Consider the following 26,246-nt stretch of genomic DNA (forward strand, 5'->3'; position numbering starts at 1 on the left):
CCAGGAGTGCCGCGATGACCGTGTCCCCTGCCCGCGACGCCGGGCCGACGCCGGCCCGGCCCGCCTACCCGGCCGCCCCCCGCAGCGGACCCGTGGAGGTCGTGCACGGACAGCCCGTGGCCGACCCCTACCGCTGGCTGGAGGATCCCGAGGACCCCGCCACCGCCGCATGGAGCGCCGCCCAGGACCTGCTCCACGCACAGGAGTCGGCACGCTGGCCGGCCCGGGACGCGCTCCGCGAGCAGATGACGGAGCTGCTCGCCGGCGGTGGCAGCGGCCCGCCCGTGGTGCGCGGCGGGCGCGCGTTCCACCTGCGCAGGGAGCCGGGGCATGAACTGGCCGTGCTCGCCGTCCGGGAGAGCGGCCGGACCCGGGTGCTGCTCGACCCGCTGGAGGCCGACCCGTCGGGCACCACCGTGCTCGACGCCTGGGAGCCCTCGTGGGAGGGCGACCTGGTGGCCGTACAGCTGTCCTGCGGCGGTACGGAGAACTCGGTGCTGCGGGTGCTCGACGCGAGGACCGGCGAGGTGGTGGACGGGCCGGTGGACCGGGTCCGCCGCTCCCCCGTGGCGTGGCTGCCGGGCGGCCGGGCCTTCTACTACGTACGGCGGCTGCCGCCGCAGCAGCAGACGCCCGGCGGTGCGGGCCGCCACCGCCGCGTGTATCTCCACGAGGTCGGCACCCCGGCCGGAATCGACACGGAGATCTTCGGCGCCGGACGGCCGGAGACGCAGTACTACACCGTGGCCGCCTCCCCCGACGGCCGGCTCCTGGTCATCGGCGCCAGTGCGGGCACCGCGCCGCGCACCGACCTGTGGACCGCCGACCTCACCGTGACCGGCGCCGGCCGGCCCGTGCTGCGCCGCTTCCAGCACGGCACCGACGCGCACACCGCCGTCCGCCTCCGGCCGGGCGGCGGGCCCCTGCTGCTCCGGACGACCGCCGGCGCCCCGCGCGGCCGGATCGCCGCGGCCCCTCGCGACGCCACGGACCCCGGCCGGTGGCGCACCCTGGTCGGCGAGCAGCCCGGCACCGTGCTCCAGGACTTCGCGGTCCTGGACGGACCGGCACTGGACCGGCCCCTGCTGCTGGTCGTGCGGAGCCGGCACGCGGTCGGCGAGGTCACCCTGCACGACGCCCGGACCGGCGCCCCCGCCGGGGCCGTGACCCTGCCGGGACAAGGGACGGTGTCCCGCCTGACCACACGTCATGAGCCGGGACACGAGGCGTGGTTCGCGTACACCGACCACCTCACCCCGACGGTCGTCCTGCATTACGACGCGGTCACCGGGCGGCTGCGCCGCTGGCCGGGGGATTCGCCGGCCAGGTTGCCGGCCGACGGCGTGACCGTCACCCAGGAAATCGTGCGTTCCCGTGACGGCACCGCCGTGCGCATGTTCGTGATGTCGCCCACGGGCCGTCCCGACCGGCCCCGCCCCACCGTCCTCACCGGGTACGGCGGCTTCGGCGCCTCGATGACTCCCGGCTTCACTCCGCAGGCCCTGCCGTGGGTGCGCGCGGGCGGTGTGTACGCGGTGGCCTGCGTGCGCGGTGGCGGCGAGGGGGGCGACGAGTGGCACCGGGCCGGCCGGCGCGAGCACAAGCACAACACCTTCGACGACTTCGACGCCGCAGCCGACCATCTGGTCCACGCCGGATGGGCCGCGCCCGGCCGGCTCGGCGTCCTCGGCAGCTCCAACGGCGGTCTGCTGGCGGCGACCGCGCTGACCCGCCGTCCGGAGGCCTATGCGGCCGTCGTGTGCGCGGCGCCGCTGCTGGACATGGTGCGCTACGAGCTGTCGGGGATGGGGGCGAGCTGGCGCGACGAGTACGGGAGCGCGGAGGACCCCGACGCCTTCGCGCGGCTGCTCGCGTACTCCCCGTACCACCGGGTGCGCGAGGGCGCGCGCTACCCGGCCGTGCTGCTGGCCGTCTTCGACGGCGACACCCGTGTCGATCCCGCGCACGCCCGGAAGATGTGTGCCGCCCTGCAGTGGGCCGGCACGGGTGACGGGCCGGTGGTGCTGCGCACCGAGCGCGGCGTCGGTCACGGTACGCGCGGTGCCTCACGCAGTGCCGGCCTGTACGCGGACGTGATGGCCTTCTTCGCCCGCTACCTGGGCCTCGACCTGACGGGGGACCGCCCGGTATGAACGTGCTCCTGTGCCCGCTGAGCGACCCCGGCTACCTGTACCCGGCCCTCGCGGCCGGCCGGGAACTGCGCCGTCGCGGCCACACCGTCCATGTGCTCGCCGGACAGCCGGCCGAGTCAGCGGTGACCGCGGCGGGGCTGGCGATGTCGGCCGTGGCGGATCCCACCGCGCTGTCGGTGGCTCACTGGACGGTCCGGGGCGGCGAGCAGTACGCCGCGGTGGCGCGGGCGGTCCGGCGGACGCGGCCCGACGTCCTCGTCACCTCCGTGCTCTGCCACGGCGCGCTGGTGGCCGCCGAGAGCGCCGGACTGCCGGTGGTGGTCCTCGGGCTGGCGGCGTACCTGTGGCCCTACCGCACCGGACCGGCGGACGAGTGCGGCCGGGCGTGGCGGCTGGCGGAGACCCTGAAGCACTACGCGTCGGTCCGGGAGACGGCCGGACTCGGCCCGCGGCACGACCGGTTCCCCGACACGCCGCTGCTCGGCACAGCCTTCCTGCTGCGCGGGCACCCCGCCCTGGAGGTACCCGATGCCGAACTGCCCGACGCCGTAGGGCACGTCGGTCCGTGCTGGTGGGAGCCGGAACCGCCGGTGGTGGAGCCGTTGCCGGATTCCAAGCCGCTGGCGTACGTCCATCTGGGCCGTACCTTCGGCGGCACCAGCCTCTGGCCGCGGCTCAACGCGGCCTTCGTCTCGGGCACGCACCGGGCCGTCGTGGAGCTGGGGCGGTCAGGTGCCCCGGAGGCCGCGCCGGACGCCGACCTGATCGTGGGACGCCGTCGCTGGATGGGCCCGCTCGTGGAGCGGAGCGACCTCGTCCTGACCAACGCGACATCGGCCCCCGTACTCGCCGCGCTCCTGCACGGCAAGCCGCTGCTCGTCGCACCCAACGGCTCGGAACAGCAGGTCCTCGCCGCCGGCTGCCTGCGCGCGGGTGTCGCTCGCACGCTCCCGGAGCCCGGTGCCCGTGCCGAGGCCCTTCGTGCCGCGGTCCACGACACCGCCCGCGATCACGGGTTGCGTGCGCGCGCGGAGGAGGTGGCCGGCCTGCTCGCCGACGGCAAGAGCGAGGCGCGTGCCGCCGACGCCGTGGAATCGGCGGCGCGCTGACGCCGGCGCCTCAACCCCCGTGCGGCCCCTGCGGCGGCATCCCGTCGAGGAGCACGTCCCGCAGCGCGGTCACGAGCTCCAGGCTCCGCGCCCGGACCGCCGGCGGTGTCGCGTCACCGCGCCGCTCGGCGACGACGGCGAGCGCCGCCGCGGCCTGGCGTGCGAAGAGGGCGAGCAGGTCGAGTTCGGAGAGGCTGGACCGGGACTGCTCGACGGGGTCGAGCACCTCGAGCACGCCGAGCACCCGGTCGCGGTGGGCGAGGGGCGCCGCCATCAGCGCGTCCGGGACGTACCCGGTCTGCTGCGCGACGTCCCGGGCGAACATGCCCTGGTTGCGCAGGTCGTCCGCGACCATCGGCTCGCCCGAGACGAGCACCCAGCCCGCCAGCCCCCGGCCGGCGGGGAACCGGGAGCCCACGAGTGACTCCTCGCCCTCCCCGGCCACCGCCTGGAAGACCAGCTCGTCGGCGTCCTCGTCGTGCAGCAGGACGGAGCTGGCCGCCGCTCCGAAGATGGCCCGTGCGGTCTCGACGACGGACTGCAGCAGATCGTGCTCGGCGCTGCCCACCCGTGTCGCGGGGCCCACGCCGGTGGCGGGGACCAGGTCCTGTCTGGAGCTCCCCCGCGGCGTCGCGGTGTCCGGCACCGCCGCCTCCGGCGTTGTCGTCGGTCGCGAGGGCTCCGCCCTCACTCCCTGCTCCGCCTTCGACTCGACGGCACCGGACACCGCTCCTTCTCCCGCGCTGGAACTCCAGACAGGGCCTAGGCCGTGGGACTGGCTCATGATTCACCTCGGGTTCCTGGTGCGCCGATCCGCACGTTCGCGGCGGAGAGGTACAGCGCGTGCTTGATCTGAAAAGGCGTCAACTTTGGTCGACTGCCGAGCAGTCGCGCGCACATCCCGCTGATGAAGGGGGTGGCGAAGCTGTTCCCGGTGGTGCGGATGGTCCTGCCGCCCGTCCAGGCCACCTGCACGTTCTGCCCGGGTGCGAAGAACTCCACGGGCGGTGCCGGGTTGTAGAGGAAGAGACCGGAGTCGTCCTCGCGGTGCGTACCGACGGAGATGACTGACGAGAACCGCCAGGGGAAGCTCTCCACCGGTGTGTTGTGGGCCGAGGCCACCAGCGTGGTTCCGGTGAAGAACGCCTGGTCGGCCAGGGACCGCAGCGTTTCGAGGAACTTCGGGCGGGTCGTGGACAGGCTGAGGTTGACCACGTCGAATCCCTGGTCGACGGCCCAGCGCAGTCCGGTGAGCAGGGCGTCGCCGCTGCCGGTGAAGCCCTCCCCCAGCACCCGCACGCTGTACAGGTCGCAGCCCGGCGCCACCCGGCGGACGATTCCGGCGCACGCCGTTCCGTGCCCGCATCCGTCGCCGGTGCCGTCCGGCAGCGGACCGCTGTCGACGACGTGCAGGCTCCCGTCGGCGGCGGGTACCACCTCGTAGGAGCCCTGCACCGGACCGACCGAGGGGTGGCCGCACTCCACGCCGGTGTCGACCACGCACACGCGTACGCCCGCGCCGTCCGACCACGCCGAGGGGTCGGGGGGCGGGGTGTCCGCCAGCAGGGCGAGGTCCTCGGGCGTACGGTCGCGCAGGCTCCAGGTGAGCCCTCCTGCCGTCCCGGTGATCATGGGGTCCTTCCTTCCGGCCCGGCCCGGCGGCCGGTGCTCCGGTCCGCGGCCTCGCTGTCGTCGGCGAACGCGGCCGCGCGGTCCGCGCCGAGCCGGTGTCCCTTGGCGGCGAAGTGCTGCTGCGCCGTGCGGGCCGCCCGCGCCGCGTCGCCGTGCCGGTCCAGCGTGCGCAGCGTGTGGGCCCGGTCGAGGGCCGCGGTGCCGCGGACGACCGGGGAGTCCGTGTCGGCTGCCGCGGCGGTCGCCCGGCCCGCGCCCGCCCGCGCCGCGGCCGGGTGCCCGGTGAGGGCCAGGGCACGGGCCCGCAGGCCCTCCGCGTCGGCGGACTCCGCCGGAGGCAGACCGGCCTCCTGAGGGTCCGGCAGAGCCAGTGCCGGCGCCGGATCCCCCCGGTCCAGCAGGATCCGGGCCCGCTCGCGGGCGATGCCGGGCAGCGCACCCGTGACACCGAGGTCACGGCCCGCGCGGGCGGCGTCGTCCAGCAGTTCGAGCCTGCGGTCCGGCGTCCCCGTCAGCGCCTCGACCTCGGCGGCGAAGAGGGGAACGAACAGCGCGCTCTCGGCGTAGCCGAGGCCGCCTGCGAGCCGCGCCGCCTCGGCCAGCCTCTCCCGTGCCTCGTCGTGGCGGCCCTGCAGAGCCAGGAGTACGGCCAGCGGGCAGGCCAGGGTGGCGCGGACGGTCGGCCGGCCGGCGCCATGGGCCGTCAGCAGTTCCTCGCAGCGTGCGACGGCCCGCCCGACCGGGGTCGGGCCCCGCCACAGCGAGATGCCGACCGCGCCGAGCGCCAGGGCCCGTTCGGGTTCCGCGTCGGCGCGGCCGGCGTGGTCCAGGGCCTGCCGCAGGAGTGCCTCGGCTTCGGCGTGCCGTCCCCGCCGCTGCCGGTCCTGGGCGATGCGGACGCAGGCGCGTGCGATGCCCTGGTCGTCGCCCGCCACCGTGAAGAGCGCGAGGGCCGCCTCGGCCACCTCGGTCGCGGCCCCGTGCCGGGGGTCGAGGGCCGTCAGGGCGAGCCGGGCATGGGCCGCGCCCAGCCGGTCACCGGCCCGGTCCGCCGAGTCGAGCGCCCCGGCCAGCAGTTCCCGGCCCCGCACCGGCTCACCGCGGGCGACCTTCGTCTCGCCGAGCCGGCGGGCGGCCTCGGCTGCGGCGGGTTCGCCGGGAGCGGCCAGGTCCAGACCCTGGGTCAGGAGATCGTCGGCCCACGGCAGGTCGGAGCGCGCCAGCGCGGCCGCGCCGGCCCGGATGAGCAGGCCGGCGGCACGCGTACGCAGCACGTCGGTGTCGGCATCCCGCATCCCCAGTTCGGCGAGCAGACGGTGGGCCCGGGCCAGGTGGGTGCCGACGGCGGCGTCACCCGCCTCGTGCCGGACGAGGACGCCGGCGGCGTGCTCGTGGCGCCGGGCGCGTACCTTCTTGGCCATCCCCCGGTAGGCGGTCTCCTGCACCAGGGCGCTGCCGAACCGGAGTACGGAGCTCATGGCCAGGGTGCGGCCCCCGGGCTCGACGAGGCGCCGTCGTACGAGTCCGCGCAGCAGCCCGGCGGCGGACCCGGCGGGGCAGGAGTGTTCGGCGTCGGCGAGTTCCGTCAGGTCCGCGGGGCGGAACTCGCGTCCCAGGACGGCGGCCAGTTGAAGCAGGGTCCGCTCCTCGGGCGGCAGCGCGTCGATACGGGCGCCGAGCAGCGCGTGCACGGTGAGCGGCAGTTCGTCGCACTGGGCCGCGACGGCTGTCAGGTGTTCCAGGTACAGCGGGTTTCCCTCGGCGCGGTCGAGGGCGCCCTCCAGCACTCCCTGCCGGTGGGCCGCCACCTCGATCAGTTCACCGGCGAGCAGGGCGGCCTCCTCGCGGGTGAGCGGCGTGAGCATGAGCGAGGCGGAGCGCATCCGGCCGCTGCCCCATCCGGGGTGGGCCTCCAGCAGCTCGGGGCGCGCGGCGCACACCACGGCGACGGCCGAGCGGTCGAGCTCGTCCAGCAGCCGCTCCGCCATGTCGAGCAGCGGTGCGGACGCCCAGTGGCAGTCGTCCAGTACGAGCACCACGGGCCGCTCACGGGACAGCCCGTCCAGCAGACAGGCCAGCGCCATGAGGGTGTCGTCGGCCGACGGGCTCGGGGTACCGTCCGCGAGCAGACCGCTCCGGAGCAGGCGCAGTGCCTGTTCGGCCTCGATCCGCTCGTGCACCGGGAGTCCTGCGAGCCCGGCGTCCTCCCCGACGGCCGCGAGTACCTGGCGTACCGCTTCGGCGAGCGGGGCGAGCGTGCCGGTCTCGCCGTACGGGCGGCATCGGCCCTCGCCGTACGCCGGGCAGTCCCGCAGCCACTCGCGCAGCAGGCGCGTCTTGCCGAGACCCGCCTCGCCGTAGACGGTCACCAGGTGCGAACGGGGATCCACCGCCAGTTTGCGGAGCAGCAGGCGGAGTTCGGCCAGTTCCTGCTCGCGGCCGATGAACGGGGTGTCGAAGCGGCGGACGCGCTCGGGGTCGTCCTCGTGCAGACCGACCAGGCGGCGGGCCGGGACGGGGGCGTCCACGCCCTTGAGGGACAGCGCTCCGGCGGATTCGGTGACCGCCGAGGGCCCGGCGGCGCGCAGGGTGGCGGGCCCGATCAGGATCTCGCCCGGGCCGGCGTGCTGCTCCAGCCGGGCGCCGATGTTGACGACCTCTCCGGAGACCAGGGCCTGCCGGGCGGCGGGATCGACGCTCACCACGACCTCGCCCGTGTTCACGCCGATGCGGACGGCGAGCCGCACCCCGTGCTCCCGCTCCAGTTCGGCGTTGAGTCCGTCGAGTCCGGTGATCATCCCGCGGGCGGCGGACAGGGCCCGGTGGGCATCGTCCTCGTGGCGCACGGGGACCCCGAAGACGGCCATCACGGCGTCCCCGATGAACTTCTCCACCGTTCCGCCGTGTTCCTCGATCCGGGCCCGCATCAGCGCGAAGTACCGGAGTGTGACCGTGCGCAGGGTCTCCGGGTCGAGCCGCCCCGACAGGGCCGTGGATCCGACGAGGTCGCAGAAGACCACGGTCACCACCCGGCGCTCCTCGGCCGTCGCGGAGCCTGCCGCGGCCACGCAGGCGGTTCCGCAGCCGGGGCAGAAGGCCGCGCCGTCCGGCGGCGGTTCGGGGCACCGGGGGCACTTCATCCGCAGGGACCCGGTCATCAGAACAGCGCTCCGCCGGCGATCTCGCTGTGCGCCTGCACCTCCGGCTCGGCCGCGTCCAGCCGCTCCTTCAGGCCGAGCAGCAGGGTCAGTTCCTCCGCGCTGAGGTCCTGGAGCACCTCGCGCTGCTCCGGTGACAGGCTGTGCAGCGGGAACCCGGCGTCCTCCAGGGTGCGGAGGCGGTCGCGATCGTGCGCGTGGTCAGTCATGAGCGCTCTCCGATACGTGGGGTGCCGTGGCGATGCGGTCGAACAGCTCGGCGAGTGCGGTGACCGTGTGCAGCGCGCTGACGCCGACCAGGGAGCGCCGGGCGTGGTCCAGCGGCAGCCGGCCGATGAGCCGGTCCAGGTCGGCGCTGTGCCCGTCGTCGAGGTCGGCGTGGAGGCGTACGGTCTCGAACGCGGCCTGCGGCAGTCCCGTCTCGCGTGCCAGCCGGCCGGCCAGTCCGGGCGCCGGCGCGTTGCCCTCCAGTACGGCGATGTAGCCGAGCAGGGCCACGGGATGGCTGTGCTCGATCCAGTAGTACTGCGCTCCCACCAGGGCGGCGACATGGGCCGGCGGAACGGAACCGGTCAGCTCGGCCGGCGCCGTCCCGGAGGCCTCGGCGTCGGTGAGCAGCCAGTCGTCGTGGCCGCGTTCCTGCGCGGCGTGTTCCCGCAGATAGCGCGCGAGCGGCGGGGTCAGCGGGTCCTGCGGCAGCGCCTCGCACCGGGCGGCGGCGCGCTCCATCAGTGGCACGGAGGCGCGGATGACCTGGTGCATGGCGCGCAGGTAGTGCCGGTACCGGCCGGGGAGCCCGGCGTCGGAGCGCCACATGCGGGCGGCGGCGGCCCTCAGTACGGGCTGCACCAGGGACAGTTCGGTTCGCAGGCTCGCGGCGGCCGACACGTTCACGCGGGAGCCTCCTCGTTCCCGGGGCCGCCGAGCAGCACGAGCGGCGCGTACGGCTCGCTTCCGTACCGCCGCATCAGCACCTCGGCCCCCGCATCGCGCTGGAGCCGGGCACCGAGTGCGTCCATCGCGCCGGCCGCCGGACGGGATCCCGCCCGTACGGCGTCGGCCAGAGCCGCGGGCCGCCCCGCCAGGCCACGGCAGTCTGCGCAGGAGGCGACGCCCGCGGTGCGGATGGTGCGCAGCACGGGTGAGTCCTGGCAGCGGCTTCGTATCCGTGGCCAGTCGTCCGTGGCGATGTGTCCCAGACGCAGATGCCCGGGCACCGGACGGGCGTCCACCACGCCCTGATTGCAGCAGGCCGTCACGGTGCCGTCGAAGGCGACCACCGGCCAGGCCGCCATCGCGCAGGGTGCGGGCTTCGCCCCGGTGCCGTAGGCCTGCACCGTGCGCGCGGCCGCCCAGCCCGCTGCCCGGCCCACCGGTCGGACGTGATTGACCAGTACGGCCGCCCGGTCGCGGAACTCGGCCCGTATGGCCGCGGTGATGTCCGCGAGATACGGGTCGTCCACCGAATGACCGACCACGTGAAAACTCACGTCGATTCCGCTCTCCATGATGCGGTGCACCGCTCGGAAAACCGCCGCACGCGGAACTTCTCGTTCGTGGAATACGTCAATGCTCGCCGAGAAGTGTTCGACATGACCGAGGGCGCGCATGATGCGGTCGGGAACGCGCCCGTCGGCCGCGAAGAACATGCCGCTGAGCACGGAGGTGCGCGTCCCGGCCGAGGCGGCCAGCATCGCGAGTTCACCGACGAGCGCGGGCCGCAGCAGCGGCTCACCGCCCGTGAGCATGAGGATCTCGGGACGGTTCCGGGCGGTGAACCCGCCGACGAAGCGGCGCAGCGCCGCAGCCGGGGTGTCCTCGCCCCGTGGCCCCGATGATGTGGAGCAGTGGGCACAGCTCAGCGGGCACCGCCTGGTGAGGGTGGCGAGCAGCCCGGCAGCCGGAACCGGACGCAGTTCGATGATCTCCGCCAGTCGCATCGCGTCACCTCCGTCGGTCAGCGGGACAGGCGGCGCCAGGGTGCGCGGGAGCGGTTCGGTCGTGGTTGGTGACGGGTTGGGGTCCGGTACGCGGCGCAGGGCCGGCCGGGTGTGCGGGGTCCCGAACCCAGCCTGGCGTTTCACCCTGTTCCATGCAGGTATTGCCGCTTTATCCCTACGGGTGCGTTGCTGCATGCACCTTGAGCCATCCTCGGCCCCATGGCCCCGCCTCCGACTTGTGACCATGCTGTGAAGAACGGAAGGAATTCTCTCGAATTCCCGAAGCATTCACGGCTCCTCGCGGATTCGCTCACCCCCCCGACCGCACCCCGGAGGCTTTCGTGCACGCAATTGCTCTCTCTTCCCCGAATTCCGACGACACCGGCTGGGGAAGGGGTTGAGGAAAATGACCGACACGTTCACCGAAATCCGCACCGGAGAGGCTGACCCCGGTATTCCGCGAGAACGCGCCGACGCGGCCGGTCGCGGCACCGCTCTGCTCCGCATCGACCTCCTCGGCCCCCTGCGGGCCTCCCGCGGCGGCCTGCCTCTGCCGCTCGGCCCGCTCAAGCAACGTCTCGTCCTTGCGGTTCTCCTCACCCGTCCGAACACACCGGTGTCGCTGGAGGAACTGACCGACGCCCTCTGGCCGGACGATCCACCGCGCACGGCCCGCAAGAACCTCCAGGTGTACGTCTCGAACCTCCGCCGGGTACTCGACCCCGGCGACCTCGGCCGGCTCCGCCACGGCCCCGGCGGATACGTCCTGCACCTCACCGCGGACGAGTGCGACAGCCTGCGGTTCGACGAACTGGCCCGGCACGGCGATGCCGAGCTGCGCGCGGGTGCGCCGAGCCGTGCCGCCCTCCTGTATCGCCGGGCCCTGGACCTGTGGCGTCATGCGCCCTTCAGCGATCTCGCGGCCCGTGCCGATGTGCTGCGCGCCGCCGTGGACCGTCAGCACACCCGCCGGCTGGCCGTGTACGAGGCATGGGCGGAGGCGCAGTTGGAGACCGGCGAGCCCGCCCCGGTCGCCGACACCGTGGACGAGATGGTGAGCCGGCACCCTTTGCGGGAACGGCTGCGCGCCGCCCAGGTCACCGCACTGCACCGGGTCGGCCGCAGAACGGAGGCGTTGGCCGCGTACGACGACTGCCGCCAACAGCTCTCCCGGGAGCTTGGCCTGGAGCCCGGTGCGGCGCTTCAGTCGGCCTACCGCTGCGTGCTGGACAGCGCCGCCCCGTCCCGGCCGCGCGGCGGCCCCACCGGGGCCCGGCTGCTGCCGCCGGACCTCTCCGACTTCACCGGGCGGGCGCGGGAACGGGAGGCCCTCAGCGCCCAGTTGGGCTGCGAGGGCGGGCCTCCGGTTCTCCTCACCGGACCGGCCGGCATCGGCAAGACCGCACTCGCCGTGCAGGTCGCGCACCACCTCGCCGCCCGCTACCCCGACGGCGTGGTCGCCACCCGGCTGTGCGCGGAGGACGGGTCCACCCGGCCGTGGTCATCGGTGCTCACGGAGCTGGCCCGTTCCCTGGGCTGCGCCGAACGGCTGCCCACCGACCGGGAGGAGGCCGCCACCGCCTGGCGGTCCTGGCTGTCGGGGCGCCGGGTCCTGCTGCTCCTGGACGACGCACCCGACGCCGCCGCACTCGGCCCGCTGCTGCCACCGTCGGGTCCCACCGCCGCGCTGGTCACCTCCCGGAGCCGGCTGCCCTGTCTGGAGTCCGCGTCCCGCACCGAACTCCCGCCACTGTCCGCCGACGAGGCCCTGCACCTCCTCGGCCGCATCATCGGCCAGGCCCGGCTGGCGGCGGAGTACAGCGCCGCCGAACGCATCGTCGCCGCCACCGGGTTCCTCCCCCTCGCCCTGCGGGCCGGCGGGAACCGCCTCTCCGTGCTGCGCCACATGCCGCTCGGACAGTACGCGGACCGCCTCGAGCACCCCTCCGAGGCGTTGGACGAACTCTCGTCCGGCGGCCTCGGGGTCCGCGCCCGTCTCGCCGGCACCTGGGCGCGGCTGCCCGGCCCCGCCCGGGTCACCCTCCGCGCCCTGGCCGCGCTGCCGGCCCCCGCCTTCTCCCTCCCCGCCGCCGCCCGCGCCCTGGGCCTGGACGGACGGGAGACGCAGCGCGCCCTGGAGGGCCTGATCGACGTCGGCGTCCTGGCTCCGCCGTCCTGTCCGGAGGTGACCGCGCACCGAGGGGCGGACCCGGAGCCCGTGCGCTACGAACTCCCCTGGCTGACCCTGCTGTTCGCACGGGAGCAGGCGGCCCGTCCGGGAACGCCGTGCTAGGGCGTGATTCGGAAGTCCCGCCTGCTCGGCGACGCCTGGCACCTCCCCGAGCTATCGGCTTCGCTCGAGCAGAGGAGGCCCCCTTGCCCGCCGCATTGTCGGGATCACCCCGGTACAACCAGTATCGGGGCGACCCTCCGCCTTGCGACCGCACGCACCGGACGCCGCCGAGCCCGCCCTCCGGGCGGACGGCGCTACGTCCGAAACACGCCCGAGGACCGCGTCGGCCGAGGCACGCCGACGCCGGATCCGGCCATCCTCCCCGAACCGCGAATGCCTCCTCCGGGGAAGCCTGCCGGCCGCCTCCGGCCCGATCGGGGAGAGCGGCAGCCGTGCCGTCCGCGTCCGGTCGGGCGCGGACGGCCGCGATGCGATGCTCAGGCGCTGCCCGGGGCCGGGGCGGAGGACTGCACCCGGGCCAGATAGCCCGCCTGGAAGCGGCTGGCCGCACCCAGTTGCTCCATGATCTCGGCGATGTGCTTGCGGCAGGTGCGCAACGACATCCCCAGGCGCCGGGCCACCATCTCGTCCTTCATGCCCTCCGCCAGCAGCCGCACGATCGCCTGCTTCACCTCGTCCCGCGCGGAACTCTCCGTCCAGGCGGGATGGTAGGGCTCGGCCAGCGACCAGGTGTGGTCGAAGGTGGCGCACAGGTACGCCACCGTGGACGGCTCGTGGATGACGATGGCCGCGTCGAGATCGTCCTGGTGCGGAATGAAGACCGTCTCCCCGTCGAAGGCGACCATACGGCCGAACAGTTCGCTCATCGTCCTGATCTCGGCGCCCTCGTCGGTCATCCGCCGGGCGTACTCCTGCGTGGGCAGGTGGTAGCGGGCCGTGTGCTGGTACAACGTGCGCATCCGCACGCCGCGGCGCAGCATGTCCCGGTCCTGGATGAAGGCCTGCTCCAGCAGCGTCGGGGAGCGGCCCCCTCCGGGGTGGCAGGTGCGGACCTCCTGCCGGCACCTCATGGTCGCCTCGGTGATCATGCCCACGACCGTCTTGAGGTCCGTGACCTCCGTCAGCGGCGGCCGCCCCTGCCAGCGGCGCCGGCTCTCCGCGTAGAACGGTGTCAGGAGGGCCAGCTCGCCCCGGAGCTGGTCGATCTCGGCGAGCTGCCGGCGCAGCCCCGCTTCCTTCGGCGCGACCAGCGCGGCGATGGCCGCGTCCGGGGCCACCGGCACCAGCCGGTCGGAATCCTCGGGCAGGTAACGCAGCAGCAGCAGTCCGGTCAGGGTCGCCACCGCCGAGGCCGCGCTGTCCTCCGTCAGCCCCAGCGTCGGGCCCAGCGTCTTCGCGTCGCACGATCCCTGGTCACTGACCCACCGGAACACCCGGACGGCATCCTCGGACAACTGCGCGCCGGACACCGTCCTGCCGGCCGCCCCGCCACGACCCGGTAACTGGCCGTCCTCACCCATGGCGCCCACCCCTCATCAGCCAGATGGCTCCGCCCCCGCCCGTACAGATGTCTATTGTTCAGATGCGCGGTAGATATTCCCAGACCCCCTGGAAGGAATCACCGTGGAACGAATCAAAGGGGCAATCACCCTGTTCCTGGGACTCCTCACTCTCCTTCTCGGGGGCCGGTTCCGCTCCCGGCGGCACCGCGCCGGTGGTGACGGGGGCACGGCCCGCGACGTGCTCAACCAGCCGCCACGGCCGGTGCGCAGAGACGATGACGACACACCGGCCGTGCCCACACCTCACTGGTGACCGGCCGGCGCGATTGCCCCGCTGGACCGAGTCGGAGGCCGGGACGAACGCGCCCGGCCCCGCCTCCCCTCTCTGCTCCGCTAGCCAGGGCGCACCGGGCGTCAGGGGAATCCGCGGAACCGGTCCGGGTTTCGCCATGGCCGTACCGAAGACGCGGCGCGACCGGTCACGCCGCGCTGTACTCCGTGGGGTTTGATGTACACCGGTCCGATTCCGGCGGAGAGTAGTGAGACTGCGATGAGTGAACCGGGGAAGCCCGAGATCGAACGTCCGGAGGGTGAGGCGCCCCAGGAGCTGACCGTCCGGGACCTCGTCGTCGGGGACGGCCCCGAGGCGAAGCCGGGCAGGGTGGTCCGCGTTCACTACGTCGGGGTCACCTTCGCGTCCGGAAAGGAGTTCGACACCTCCTGGGACGAGGGCCGGCCGTTCAAGTTCGCCGTGGGTGGGGGCAGGGTCATCAAGGGCTGGGACCGTGGAATCAGGGGGATGAAGGTCGGCGGCCGGCGCGAGATCATCGTTCCCCCGCGCCTCGGCTACGGCAACCAGTCCCCCTCGCCGTTGATCCCAGCGGGTTCCACGCTCGTCTTCGTGGTGGACCTGCTCTCCGTGGTCTGAGGAGGGCCCGACGAACGGGCATCCGCTCCCCACCCGCCTCCGCGGCATCCTCGCCGCAGGCCGCGTTCTTCGGCCGTCTGCTCCTCGAGCGGCGACGGGGCGTTCCGGGGGCCGAACAATCCCGCCGGTCAGCGGCCTGCCCCCGCCGGAGGCACGGCGGGGGCAGGTGTGAGACGGGCAGGTGCGCATCCCGGTACCGGATTCAGCCCTTCACGGCACCGGTGAGACCACCGACGATCTTCTTCTCGAAGATCGAGAAGAAGACCAGCGCGGGCAGCATGGCCAGTGAGGTGAACGCGAGGACCTTCGCAGTGTCCGAGGAGTACTGCGAGGAGAACGCCTGGACACCGAGCGGCAGAGTGAAGTAGGCGTCCGAGTTGAGGACGTACAGAGGCAGCACGTAGTTGTTCCAGCTGCCGATGAACGCCAGGACTCCTACGGTCACCACACCGGGGAGCGACAGCGGGATGACCATGCGGAAGAAGAATCCGAGTCGGCTCGCACCATCGATCGCGGCTGCCTCCTCGATCTCGTTGGGAATGGCCCTGAGGAACGGCACCAGGATGATGACGGTCGTCGGCAGGCCGAACGCGATCTGCGGGATGATGACGCCGAACAGGCTGTCGACGAGGCCGATTTTCTTGATGACGATGTACAGAGGGGTGATCGCGATGACCATCGGGAACATCAGCCCGGCGGCGAACAGGGAATACATCGCGCCCTTGAGCTTGAAGTCGTAGCGCGCGATCACGAAGCTCACCATCAGCCCGAGGACGACAATGCCGACGGTACTCACGAGCGCGACGATGGTGGAGTTGGCGAATTCACCCCAGAACGTCGTCGAGGTCAGTACGTCGGCGTAGTTGCCGAGGACCCAGGGGTCCGGCAGCGCGGACGGACTCGTGGTGAACTGCGAGTTGGTGCGGAATCCTCCGAGCACGATGAAGAGCACCGGTGCGACGCAGACCCCGATAAAGAGCAGCGCGATGAAGTAGGTGAACGGGTTCCCCCACTTCTGCGGTTTGTCACGGGGGTCGCGACGGCCGCTGGGCGTCTTCGGCTCCGTGTCGGAGGAGAGCCAGTCGTTGGCGGTCGTCGCGCCCATCAGGCGCCTCCTTCGGTGACGGCGCCCTGGAGGTCGCGGCGCAGGACGAAGCGCTGGTAGACCAGCGCGACGATGAGCGAGATCAGGAACATCACGACCGCGATGGCACTGCCGTAGCCGTAGTTGCCCGCGTTGCGGCCCTGGGCGATCATGTAGATCGCCATGGTCGAGGTGCCCGCGGTGCCCGCGATGTATGGACCCCAGATGATGTAGACGAGGTCGAACAGCTGGAGCGAGCCGATGATCGACAGGAACGCCCAGATGCGGATGGTCGGCCCCAGCAGCGGCAGCGTGATGCGGCGCTGGATCTTCCAGTAGGAGGCGCCGTCGATCTGAGCGGCCTCGAAGAGCTCTTCGGGGATCGACTGCAGGCCGGCAAGCATCAGGATCACCGCGAAGCCGATGTACTTCCACGAGATGATGCCCATCAGCGTCCAGAGCGCCAGGTCCGGGTCGGAGAGCCATTCGGCCTGCAGGGAGCCCAGGCCGACGTGTTGCAGGAGATCGTTCACCGCGCCGTTCGTCTGGAGCAGCAGACTCCAGCCGGTGCCGACGATGACCTCGGAGACGACGTAGGGCACGAAGATCAGGACGCGGATGACCGAGCGGCCACGGATCTTCTGGTTGAGCAGGAGCGCGAGGACGATCGCCAGCGGGCCCTGGATGAGCAGGGAGAGCACCAGGATCAGGAAGGTGTGCCACAGGACTTGCTGGAAGGCGGGATCGGTGAGGATCAGCTTGTAGTTGTCCAGGCCGACCCAGTCGGTGGGGGCTCCGTAGCCCTTCCACCGGTAGAAGCCGTAGAACGCGGCCAGCGCCACCGGGAAGATCACGAACGTCAGGAACATGATGATCGCCGGTCCGGACAGGATCGCGATCTCGAGTCGCATCTTGGCACGGCCACGGCGGCGCGCGGCCGCTCGCGGCGGAATCGGGGATGCGGGCCCGGCCGCATCCCCGATTCCGGGCGTGCCCTGCGACTGGCGGCCGGTGGCCGTGTCAGTACCCAGGGTATTGCTCATCGTCTGCGCACTCAGCCCTTCGCGGCAGCGGCGTTGGTGTCCTTGGCGATGTCGGCGGCGGTGCCCTTGCCCGCCATCAGGTTCACTACGGCGGTGTTCATGGCGTTGCCGACGTTCTGGCCGTACATGGTGTCGAGGAACATCATCGAGTAGGCGGCCTTGTTGAAGGCCTGCAGTGCCGAGATGTTGTAGGAGTCGGTGACGACCTCCTGGGCATCCTTGTTCACCGGGATCGTGAGGAACGCCTTGGCGAAGGCCTTCTGCTGGTCCTTGGTCACGAGGAACTGGAGGAAGCCGTAGGCCTCCTTGGGCGCGTCCTTGGAGAGCGAGAAACCGTCGAGACCGCCCATGAGGGCGGTCGGGTCGCCCTGGCCGCCGTCCACGGCGGGGAAGGGGAACCAGCCCAGGTCAGGAAGCTGCTTCTTGTCCGGGGTCAGGGTGGCGATCACCCCGGGGTTCCAGTTGCCCATGAGCTCCATGGCGGCCTTGTGGTTCGCGAGCATGCCCGCGGACGACCCGGCGCCCTGCTGCGACGAGTTCGTCAGGAATCCCTTCTGGAAGGGCTTGACCTCCAGGAACGAGGCCAGGTCCTCGCCGGCCTTGGTCCAGCACGGGTCGGTGAACTCGAGGGACTTGGCGGCCTTCAGCATGGTGTCCTGGCTGCACTCGCGCAGGGCGAAGTTGTAGTACCAGTGCGCGGCCGGCCAGGCGTCCTTGGCACCGACCGCGATCGGCGCGACATCGATCGCCTTCAGCTTCGCGACGGCGTCCTGGAGCTCGTCCATCGTCGTCGGCGTCGAGGCGATGCCGGCCTTCTTGAACAGGTCCTTGCTGTAGTAGATGCCCTCGGGCTGCGTGTCGACCGGCATCGCGTAGACCTTGCCGCCGACCGAATAGCCTTCGACAGCTGCCGCACCCGCGTTCGCCTTGTCAGCGGCGCTGAGTTCGAGCGCCTGGACCTGGCCGGCGTCGACCATGGCCTGCAATTTGCCGCCACCGCGCTGAAGGAAGATGTCCGGCGCGGAGCCCGAGTTGAGGGCGGTCTGCAGCTTGCCGTCGAGGTCCTCGTTCTGGATCGCCTGGATCTTGATCGTGACGTCCGGGTGCAGCTTGTGGTAAGCCTTCGCGGCTGCCTGCCAGTACTCCTCACCGGGCCCGGGCTGCGCGTTCTCCCAGAGAGTCAGCGTGACCTTGCCACCGGACGAACCGCCGCCGCTGTCGTCGCTGCCGCCGGCGCAGCCGGTGGCAGCCAGTGCGATGCCCAAGCCGATCGCGACAACCTTGGCTCTGCGTATGTCCCTCGTCATCGTGGAGACTCCCTGATCTGTCGTCATAGACACAATGAATGCGATAGTTCGCGCAAATTAATGGCCTGTTGGGGCACCAAGAATCTCGTACGCGCGCTGATCCAGTGTTCAAGTGGCACTGGGTCCGTAGCAGCCGTGGGCGTCCGTCACGTACGCGGATTCGCGACGATCACTACAGACCCTCACCTTCCCGACTCCAGGCATGCGCGTGTGGACGTGCCAGGGGACGGAGGTGACCGTACGGAGTCATCTCCGTTACGGAGAGGGCTCGATCGCTCGGAGTATGCGCTCGGCGCGGAGCGGCAGTCAATGACTTGTTTCCGAAAGTTTTTCGAAACTTGCGAGTGGCTGTCCGGAGTCGCCTTTCGAAACATTCGACGACGTCCCGTGATCAGCCGTCAGGTCGGGGCGGACGGGCGCGATCCCTCGAAGCCTGAGGCCCAAAGGCCGCCGCCACGTTCTCCCGCTGCGCATGGGCGGTCTCAACGAGAAGTGGAGTTCTTGCAGTTGCACGGAATCCCGAAGGACCGCGAACCCTTGACGGCAGGCAATTTTGTATCAAAACTACTGGCCCAGCGCAGGGGGGTTCGGATCGGATGTCGATCGTGATCGTCGATGCCGGCACCGGCGTGCGGGCCTCAACTCCGGGCCCGCACGAGGCGGGACACCTCGCCCCCGCACGGCCGGCCACTGCCGTCCCGCCCCTGCGACGTGCACTGCCGTGCGCAGCGCGCAGGGCCGAGCGCCTGACCGGAGCTCTCCGACGCACAGATCGAGATCATCCGAGCCCAGCCGCGAGGCACCGCCATGCCCCTGCCCCGCCGCAGACCGCCACGCCAGGCGGACGCACTGCCGGCCCGGGAACGCCCGCGTGATGCCGTCCCCGCCCAACGGTCCGCCGCCCCGCCCCGCGCCGACATCGAAGGACACGCAATGACCGGGATCCGCCGACGACTGTCCCGTTGGCTGCAGACCAGACAGCTCCGCGACGTCACACCAGGCCCGTACCACTACACGGTGCAGCGCGGTCTGTGCGTGCCCATGGAGGACGGTGTCGAACTCACCGCCGACCTGTACACGCCCGTCGGCGAGGTGAACCCGCCGCTGCCCACCATCGTCATCCGCTCCCCCTACGGCCGTCGAAGCAGCCTGACCCAGGCACCGGCGCTCGCCCGCGAGGGGTTCACCGTCGTGGTCCAGAGCTGCCGCGGCACCGCGGGATCGAGCGGGACATTCGCGCCCCAACTGGACGAGCAGCGTGACGGCATGACCACCCACCGGTGGGTACGACAGCAACCCTGGTTCACCGGCTCGGTCGCGACGTACGGGCCGAGCTACTTGGGTTACACGCAGTGGGCGGTGGCCGGGCAGATGCAGCGCGAGGATCCTGACCGTGCACCGGACGCGCTCTGTCTGATCAACACGATGCCCGACTTCGGCGCGATCACCTGGGACAACGGTGCCTTTTCGCTGCGCAACGCGCTCGGCTGGTCGCGGTCGATGTGCCTGCCGGGCCGCCGCGGCCTCATGCCCCTGCTGCGCCTCATCCCTCTGCCCGACCGAAAGCTGGAGAAGGCCTTCGACGTGCTGCCGCTGGGGGCCGGTGACAGCGCCGCCACCGGGCAGCCGATCAGCTGGTACCAGGACTGGCTCACCCACGAGAATCCCACCGACGCGTACTGGACTCAGCAGTCGCATACCGCGTCGGTTCCCGACGTCACCGCGTCCGTCTACATGAGCACCGGCTGGTACGACATATTCCTGCCCTGGCAGCTGCGCAACTACGCCCAGCTCGCAGCCGCCGGCCGGCCGCCGCGCCTGACGGTCGGTCCGTGGAACCACACCACCGGCGGAACCGGACCGTCTTTCGTCGAGTCCGTCGAGCACCTCAAGGAGCAGTTCGCCGGCGTACCCGGCCGGCGCGTCGCGCCCGTCCGCACCTTCCTCACCGGCGCCGAGCAGTGGCACGACCTGCCCGCCTGGCCCCCGCCCGGCACTGCCGTGCGGTCCTGGCAGCTGCACGATTCCGGCCTGCTCGACCCAGCTGCCCCGACCGGAGGCGTCACCCGCTACACCTACGACCCCGACCATCCCACACCCGCTGTCGGCGGCCCCGGCCTGAACCCGGATTCGGGGCCGGTCGACAACGCCGCCCACGAATGCCGCGCCGACGTCACCGTCTTCCGGAGCGCCCCGCTGGAGGACGCTGTCATCGTCGCCGGCGAGCCGGTCGCCCGGATCCGGTTCCGCTCCTCCGCTCCCAGCGCCGACGTGTTCGTCCGGATCTGCGACGTGCACCCCGACAACCGTTCCATGACCGTCTGCGACGGCATCCGCCGCATCGGAAGCACCGGCACGGCCGCAACCGACCCACAGCCCGACGAAGACGGCTTCGCCGAGGTCGACGTACCACTGTGGCCGGCCTTCCACCGATTTGCGGCCGGTCACCGCATCGGCATCCAGGTCAGCTCGGGCGCGCATCCGCGTTACGCCCGCAACCCCGGCACCGGCGAACCAGCCCTCACCGCCACGGTCACCGTCCGTGCCGAGCAGGAGATCTCGCACGACACCGCCCGTCCCTCCCGGATCGACCTGCCGCTGTGGGCCTCATGACCACGGCGGTCATCCCGTCCACCGGAGGTGTGCTCCGGAAGTAGCGCCGTCCGTCCGGACGGTGCGCCCCGTGGCGCCCGGCGCGCGTGCTCGCAAGGAGTCGCGAAACGGGCGGGACTCCGGAACGCGGCCCAGCGGTCACGGGACAGCCGCGGGCCCGCTCGACGGCGCCCGCCACCTCGAAGGGAACACACTCTGTGCATACGTACGACAACCCCGTCATCAGCGGGTTCCATCCCGATCCGAGCGTGTGCCGGGTCGGTGACGACTACTACCTGGTGTGCTCCAGTTTCGAGTACTTCCCCGGGCTGCCCATCTTCCACAGCAAGGACCTCGTGCACTGGGAGCACATCGGCAACGTGCTCGACCGGCCCGGGCAACTACCGCTGCCTCTCCCCGGTGCCAAGGCGTCCGGCGGCCTCTACGCCCCCACGATCCGCCACCACGACGGCCGTTACTGGGTCATCAACACCAACACGGACGGCGGCGGCAACTTCATCGTCTCGGCCGAGCGGCCCGAGGGTCCGTGGACCGACCCGGTGTGGATCGACTTGCCCGGCATCGACCCCGATCTGGCGTGGGAGACGGACGGCACGTGCTGGTGCGCCTTCTCCGGGCCGCAAGGGGGCATCAACATGGCCCGGATCGACCCGGTCGAGGGGGAGGTGCTGGAGGGACCTTTTGCCACATGGTCGGGCACCGGCCTCACCTTTCCGGAGGCACCGCACCTCTACCGCATCGGCGAGTGGTGGTACCTGCTGATCGCAGAAGGCGGCACCGAGCGCGGCCACAGCGTGTCGATCGCCAGGGGCCGCTCTCCGCGCGGCCCCTGGGAAGGCGCACCCGCCAACCCGCTTCTGTCCCACAGCGGAACGGCCCGCTCCATCCAGAACACCGGCCACGCCGACCTGGTCGAGGCTCGCGACGGCAGTTGGTGGATGGTGCTGCTCGGCGTCCGGCCCCGCGGCTTCACTCCCGACGTGCACGTGCTCGGCCGCGAGACGTTCCTGACTCCGGTGGAATGGGACGAGGACGGCTGGCCGGTCGTCGCACCCGTTCCCGAACACCACCCGGCTCCCGGCGGTGCCTGGCACCCCGTTCCGTCCCTGCCCGCCCGCGACGACTTCGACGAGCCGGGTCTCGCTCCGTACTGGGTCTCGCCGTTCAGCCGCCCGGCGGACTCCTGGTCGCTCAGCGAGCGCCCCGGCTGGCTGACCCTGAAGGCCACCGGGGCCACCCTCGACCGCCCCGGGTACACCTTCGTCGGCCGTCGCCAGCAACACCACGACTGCCGCATCTCCGCCGCGGCCGACCCGGGGACGGGACGCGGTGGCCTCAGTGTGCGCCTGGACGAGGCCCATCACTACGAACTGGAGGTCGGGGACGGACAGATCGGCGTCGTTGCCCGGATCGGTCCACTGCGCCAGACCGTGGCCGCCCGGCCGGTCCCGTCCGGGCCGCTGCACCTCACCATCACCATCCGGACGTCCGGCCTCGTACCCGCCTCACCCGAACTCACCGACGGCGGGACCACCGGCCCCGACACCATCGCCTTCTGGCTCGGCGATCCCGACGCCGCGGACGCCCGGCCGCTTGCCGAACTGGACGGGCGCTACCTGTCCACCGAGGTCGCCTGCGGCTTCACCGGCCGCGTCATCGGTATGTACGCCACCGAGGGCACGGTCTCGTTCGACTGGTTCACCTACGCCCCCGCCTCGACGCCCTCCGCCTGAGGTTCGGCGTCCGCCGCCTGCCACACCTGCGTGACTGCGGTTGCCGCACGCGGGACCGCCCACACCTGGCGTGGGAGCTTCTCCTGCTGCGGTAGCGGCAGCCGGGCGGCAGGAGCTGTCCGCCATCGCTGCCGGGGGCTCGCGGCCGGTGTCAGGAAAGTCGCCCTCGGCCGGCCCGAAGTTCGCCACGTCGGACCCACCTGACGGGTCATTAACCCGGACGTGGTCCTGCGTAACACGGCTGCGACGAGTTCGCGATGGCATCCACTCACGAGTCCGGCGGCTACCCGAAGAGCGTGAACCTGGTGACGTCAGGCAGCAAGTGCGCCCAACTGTTCACAGACAAGATGGGCGACGGATCGACGAACTTCGGCATCATGGCAGATACCCGAACAGCAACGAACGGACCGAGCGGCACGGAGCGGTGCGGGCGTGCGGGGATCCCGAGCACGCAGAATCAGAGAGCATTCAGCGGCGTCCTCGACATTGCTGAAGCGGCTGCGGTCGGGCTCGCACAAGAACTCCACCTACACCGCGTTCCGCGAGGTCGGCCGCGTGATCCGCACGGTGCAGCTGCTGCGCTACCTCTCGGATGCGCCGCTTCGGCGGCGGGTGACCGCGGCGACGAACAAGGTGGAGTCGTTCAACCGGTTCTCCCAGTGGGTCGGCTTCGGCAACCAGGGCGTCCTCGCCGACAACGACCCTATCGAGCAGGAGAAGACGATGAAGTTCAACGCCCTGCTCACAAACGCGGTGATCTTCCACAACGCCTGGATATCGCAGAGATCGTCCGCCAGCTCCTTCAGGAGGGATGGGAGATCGACCAGGAAGACCTGGCCCACATCTCGCCGTACCTGACCGAGCACATCAAACGGTTCGGCGAGTGCTCCACCCACGAACTCGGCATCCAGCCCGAGGCGTACCACCCACACCTCGACGTCGACTTCAGCCCGTTGCGCAGCGACGACCGGTCGGGTGCCGACGGCTACAGACAGGCAGCCTGATCCCGCGCGAGCGTCGCGTTCCGTTCGCGGCCGTCGTCGGCGGTGCGGATCCAGGCAGGATGCAGGACCGCGAGGACTAGGCAGGCGGAGGCCATCGTGCCCCAGAGACCTGCCGCTCCGGCGTGCTCGAGCAGCTGTGTCCCGGCGAGTGGGGCGGCGATCCCGCCGATGCCCCAGCTTGTGCCATAGACCGCCAGGTATCGGCCCTTTCCGCCGGCGGGGGCCAGGCGTGCGACGAATGCGTACGCGCGGCCCACGAGGAGCAGGTCGCCCACGCTCCATACGATGGTTGCCGCGATGTAGATAACCAGGTCGTGAGCAAGCGCGTATCCGGCAAGGCCAAGGGCCAGCAGGAGATAGCCGCCGGCGAAGGCGGCAGGTTCCGGGAGTGTGGCGAGTCGATTGAGCCGCAGCAATGGCTGCCCGGCAGTGATGGTGAGGGCGGACGTGGTGAACAACAGTCCGGCGTCAGTCGGTTGCAGCCCGCGCAGTTCCAGGGCCAGTGGCAGCGCGATCATGATCTGGAGATAGACCACCCCGAACAGCGTCCCTGCCGCGAGCATCACGAGCAATGAGCGATCTCGCCAGGGGGCGACGGTGGTCGCCTGCTGGGTTGCCGCTGTCGTGGTGTGGTGATCCGCGGGCAGGACAAAATGCACGGTCAGCGCGCAGAGCAGGCAGGTAAGGGCATCGACCACGAAAAGCCACCGCAGGTCCCAGCGCCCCAACCCGGCTGCCAAAAGACCCGCACCCATGCCGGCTACGGCCAGGGCCGCGTTCAACAGGCCATAGGCACGGACCTGTTCACCGGGCGCCACAACATCGGCGATCATCGCCTGGCTGGGCGGCTCGTAGATCTCGAAGGCCAACCCCATCAACACTGCGAAGCAGGCTGCCGACACCAGGCCCTCGGACAAGGCGATGCCCAATTGCGCCACCGCGCACCCGGTCAGCCCGACCACGATCGTGCGGCGTCGACCGATACGGTCGGCCAGGCGACCACCGGCCAGGCGCGAAGGAATCGTGGCCAGCCCGAAAGCGGCGCTGATGTACCCGGCGACGACGGTACTGGCACCGAAGCTCGTCGTGATCAGCACAGTGAGGAACGACAGGGAGAACGCCCCTAGCCGGTTCACCGCCCGCGCCACAATCAGCAGTCGCACCGTGCGTGGCAAATACTTTCCGCCCTGTGCAGGCCCCATGAAGCCCTCTCGTGCGTGACCGACGAAGCAGGTATCGTCGGTTGCGCATGCACGCTAGAGGTCCAAGGAGTAACCGGTCAAGTGATGTTCGATGGTCACGTTGTGACGCTGCTCGATGCGGCCGTCTCCCTCGTGAATACGCTGACCGACGGCACCCGACAGGGCCGCCCCTACACCGCCCCGCACGGGGAACAACTCCCGCAGGCGGTGCACGAAGCGCTACCGCTTTCGTCGCAACGTCCCACGGTCGAACCGGGTCACGCCGCCTATCTCGCGCACACCGCCCAGCAGATGCGGGCGGTGTTCGAGGCCGTCGACAGCGGCCACATCGATCAGGCGGCCCAGCTGGTAAACGTCCTGCTGGGCACCGCCGGCGCCCGCCCTCAGCTCGATCGCGTCGATGGCGAGCCCTGGCAAGTCCACTTCCACGGCTCCGAAGACAGCCTCGCCGTGGGATGGAGTGCCGGATGTGCCACCGCCCTGGCACTGGCGATCGGCAGCAACCTCGCCGGACGCCTCGGCGTCTGCACGGCCCCGCTCTGCGACCGCGTGTACGTGGACGCATCCCGTAACGCGGTCCGCCACTTCTGCTCCACCGCCTGCCGAAGCCGAGTCAAGGCAGCGGCCTTCCGGGCGCGCAAAGCGTCCCGGGGCTGAGCATCTCCCGGCTCCGGCGCCGGGCTGGTCGACGTGCCTCCACGTGCGATGAGGCGCTCGAACTCCTGAAGAACGTGACGGAGCAGGGGGTGAACGACGTACAGAACTCCATCCCGCATCTACCGCCCGGAGGGAGCGGAGACGCTCTTCACCGCACGGAGCAGATCAAGGCGATGCATGCGGCGGTGAATCCGTACGACCAGTGGACGCTGGCGGCGACGAAGAAGCTGTTGGAGGTGTTCGCCGACAGGTCCATCCCGGCTCGGATGCGCGGCGAGCGCTACTCCAGCATCGTGTTCGGCGGCCACACGGCCGACCGCCTCTCGCAGCTGCTGAATCGTGAACTCAACGAGCTGCGAACGTACTTCATGGAGCTGGGCAACGAGCTGTACCGGCTGAAGGAGAAGTACGCCCACCACCAGGGCGGCCGGACCTTGGTCCTGGACACCAACGACCTGCTGCACTACTCCCGGTACGACAAGATCCCCTGGGCCGGCGTGTACGGGAAGAACGCCGTCGTCGTGATCCCCCACGTCGTCGTCGACGAGATCGACAAGAAGTCCTACGCGACCAGCGACTCCATCCGTAAGCGCGCCCGAGGCGTGTTCGGGCTGCTGGAGCAGACCCTCACCGATCAGCGTGACGGCCACGCGATGGCCGGCGGCGTGCGGGTCGAGGTGCTTCTCGACGAACCCCAGCACGTGAGGCTGCCGAACAACGACGACGAGATCGTGGCCCGTGCCTGCGAGCTCCAGCAGGCCGTCGGCCCGGTTCAGGTCACCGTGCTGACCGGAGACAACGGCATGCGGGCACGCGCGCTTGCGTGGGGCCTGAACGCCGACAAGCTGCCGGCCAAGTACCGGATCGAACAGGTCAGCACCCGCGCCAGGGCCGAGTACCTGAAATCCATCACGGCGCTGGAAGAGCAACCATCAGCGCTCACTCCCGGCTGACCGATGGCGCAGAGCGGGCCCGGACCGATCGGTC

At 71.3% G+C, this 26,246-nt stretch carries 19 protein-coding genes and 1 pseudogene; 9 read left to right on the top strand and 11 right to left on the bottom strand.

Annotation, left to right across the window (positions count from 1 at the left end):
- Positions 1–14 precede the first annotated feature (14 nt).
- Together OG446_RS01875 and OG446_RS01880 are read left to right on the top strand one after the other, a co-directional pair.
- A complete protein-coding gene (locus tag OG446_RS01875) occupies positions 15–2,153 on the top strand; it encodes a prolyl oligopeptidase family serine peptidase (protein WP_328892344.1) in 2,139 nt (712 codons plus the stop codon).
- Positions 2,150–3,262 (top strand): glycosyltransferase, encoded by a 1,113-nt coding sequence (locus OG446_RS01880; protein ID WP_328892345.1) that lies wholly within the window; start codon positions 2,150–2,152, stop codon positions 3,260–3,262. The genes OG446_RS01875 and OG446_RS01880 overlap by 4 nt, the downstream gene beginning before the upstream one ends.
- A gap of 10 nt (positions 3,263–3,272) precedes the next feature.
- Here the strand turns inward: OG446_RS01880 and OG446_RS01885 are convergent, their stop codons facing one another.
- The 6 genes from OG446_RS01885 to OG446_RS01910 all read right to left on the bottom strand — a co-directional run bounded on the left by OG446_RS01885 (position 3,273) and on the right by OG446_RS01910 (position 9,992).
- A complete protein-coding gene (locus OG446_RS01885; RefSeq protein WP_328898170.1) occupies positions 3,273–3,866 on the bottom strand; it encodes a GAF domain-containing protein in 594 nt (197 codons plus the stop codon).
- Positions 3,867–4,042: 176 nt separating this feature from the next.
- On the bottom strand, positions 4,043–4,894 hold the full coding sequence (locus tag OG446_RS01890) for a S8 family peptidase (protein ID WP_328892346.1): 852 nt from the start codon (positions 4,892–4,894) through the stop codon (positions 4,043–4,045).
- Positions 4,891–8,052: an AAA family ATPase gene (locus OG446_RS01895; RefSeq protein ID WP_328892347.1), complete on the bottom strand. Its 3,162-nt coding sequence runs from the start codon at positions 8,050–8,052 to the stop codon at positions 4,891–4,893. The genes OG446_RS01890 and OG446_RS01895 overlap by 4 nt, the downstream gene beginning before the upstream one ends.
- Positions 8,052–8,261: an aroma-sacti cluster domain-containing protein gene (locus tag OG446_RS01900; RefSeq protein ID WP_219568169.1), complete on the bottom strand. Its 210-nt coding sequence runs from the start codon at positions 8,259–8,261 to the stop codon at positions 8,052–8,054. Before OG446_RS01900 ends, OG446_RS01895 begins: the two co-directional genes overlap by 1 nt.
- Positions 8,254–8,946 carry an iron-containing redox enzyme family protein gene (locus OG446_RS01905; RefSeq protein ID WP_328892348.1) on the bottom strand — a complete coding sequence of 231 codons (693 nt, stop codon included), beginning with the start codon at positions 8,944–8,946 and terminating at the stop codon, positions 8,254–8,256. Before OG446_RS01905 ends, OG446_RS01900 begins: the two co-directional genes overlap by 8 nt.
- A complete protein-coding gene (locus tag OG446_RS01910; RefSeq protein ID WP_328898171.1) occupies positions 8,943–9,992 on the bottom strand; it encodes a radical SAM protein in 1,050 nt (349 codons plus the stop codon). Before OG446_RS01910 ends, OG446_RS01905 begins: the two co-directional genes overlap by 4 nt.
- 406 nt (positions 9,993–10,398) lie before the next feature.
- Here OG446_RS01910 and OG446_RS01915 point away from each other — a divergent pair, with 406 nt between their 5' ends.
- Positions 10,399–12,285, top strand: coding sequence for an AfsR/SARP family transcriptional regulator (locus tag OG446_RS01915; protein ID WP_328892349.1), 1,887 nt, complete (start codon positions 10,399–10,401; stop codon positions 12,283–12,285).
- Positions 12,286–12,662: 377 nt separating this feature from the next.
- Here the strand turns inward: OG446_RS01915 and OG446_RS01920 are convergent, their stop codons facing one another.
- On the bottom strand, positions 12,663–13,706 hold the full coding sequence (locus tag OG446_RS01920; RefSeq protein ID WP_328892350.1) for a helix-turn-helix transcriptional regulator: 1,044 nt from the start codon (positions 13,704–13,706) through the stop codon (positions 12,663–12,665).
- 532 nt (positions 13,707–14,238) lie between these two features.
- Between OG446_RS01920 and OG446_RS01925 the strand changes: the two genes are divergently transcribed.
- The gene (locus OG446_RS01925; RefSeq protein WP_328892351.1) at positions 14,239–14,616 is read left to right on the top strand and encodes an FKBP-type peptidyl-prolyl cis-trans isomerase; all 378 of its coding nucleotides are present in this window, start codon (positions 14,239–14,241) and stop codon (positions 14,614–14,616) included.
- A gap of 202 nt (positions 14,617–14,818) precedes the next feature.
- Here the strand turns inward: OG446_RS01925 and OG446_RS01930 are convergent, their stop codons facing one another.
- The 3 genes from OG446_RS01930 to OG446_RS01940 all read right to left on the bottom strand — a co-directional run bounded on the left by OG446_RS01930 (position 14,819) and on the right by OG446_RS01940 (position 18,050).
- Complete coding sequence (locus OG446_RS01930; RefSeq protein WP_328892352.1) at positions 14,819–15,721, bottom strand: carbohydrate ABC transporter permease; 903 nt, start codon at positions 15,719–15,721, stop codon at positions 14,819–14,821.
- A complete protein-coding gene (locus tag OG446_RS01935) occupies positions 15,721–16,611 on the bottom strand; it encodes a carbohydrate ABC transporter permease (RefSeq protein WP_328892353.1) in 891 nt (296 codons plus the stop codon). The genes OG446_RS01930 and OG446_RS01935 overlap by 1 nt, the downstream gene beginning before the upstream one ends.
- A 143-nt stretch (positions 16,612–16,754) precedes the next feature.
- The gene (locus OG446_RS01940) at positions 16,755–18,050 is read right to left on the bottom strand and encodes an ABC transporter substrate-binding protein (RefSeq protein WP_328892354.1); all 1,296 of its coding nucleotides are present in this window, start codon (positions 18,048–18,050) and stop codon (positions 16,755–16,757) included.
- A 933-nt stretch (positions 18,051–18,983) separates the two neighbouring features.
- On the opposite strand from OG446_RS01940, the gene OG446_RS01945 reads away from it, so the two are divergent.
- From OG446_RS01945 to OG446_RS01955, 3 genes and pseudogenes are all read left to right on the top strand, one after another.
- On the top strand, positions 18,984–20,663 hold the full coding sequence (locus OG446_RS01945) for a CocE/NonD family hydrolase (RefSeq protein WP_328892355.1): 1,680 nt from the start codon (positions 18,984–18,986) through the stop codon (positions 20,661–20,663).
- Positions 20,664–20,860: 197 nt separating this feature from the next.
- Positions 20,861–22,396, top strand: a complete 1,536-nt coding sequence (locus OG446_RS01950; RefSeq protein ID WP_328892356.1) for a glycoside hydrolase family 43 protein — start codon at positions 20,861–20,863, stop codon at positions 22,394–22,396.
- A gap of 432 nt (positions 22,397–22,828) precedes the next feature.
- Positions 22,829–23,400 (top strand): annotated as a pseudogene (locus tag OG446_RS01955) (Tn3 family transposase).
- Here the strand turns inward: OG446_RS01955 and OG446_RS01960 are convergent.
- Positions 23,382–24,563 carry an MFS transporter gene (locus OG446_RS01960; protein ID WP_328892358.1) on the bottom strand — a complete coding sequence of 394 codons (1,182 nt, stop codon included), beginning with the start codon at positions 24,561–24,563 and terminating at the stop codon, positions 23,382–23,384. The pseudogene OG446_RS01955 and the gene OG446_RS01960 sit on opposite strands and share 19 nt — an antisense overlap.
- A gap of 123 nt (positions 24,564–24,686) precedes the next feature.
- Here OG446_RS01960 and OG446_RS01965 point away from each other — a divergent pair, with 123 nt between their 5' ends.
- Positions 24,687–25,259: a CGNR zinc finger domain-containing protein gene (locus tag OG446_RS01965; RefSeq protein WP_328898172.1), complete on the top strand. Its 573-nt coding sequence runs from the start codon at positions 24,687–24,689 to the stop codon at positions 25,257–25,259.
- An 89-nt stretch (positions 25,260–25,348) separates the two neighbouring features.
- Positions 25,349–26,212: a PIN domain-containing protein gene (locus tag OG446_RS01970; RefSeq protein WP_328892359.1), complete on the top strand. Its 864-nt coding sequence runs from the start codon at positions 25,349–25,351 to the stop codon at positions 26,210–26,212.
- Positions 26,213–26,246: the final 34 nt, after the last annotated feature.

This window comes from Streptomyces sp. NBC_00236, assembly GCF_036195045.1.
Lineage (GTDB): Bacteria > Actinomycetota > Actinomycetes > Streptomycetales > Streptomycetaceae > Streptomyces.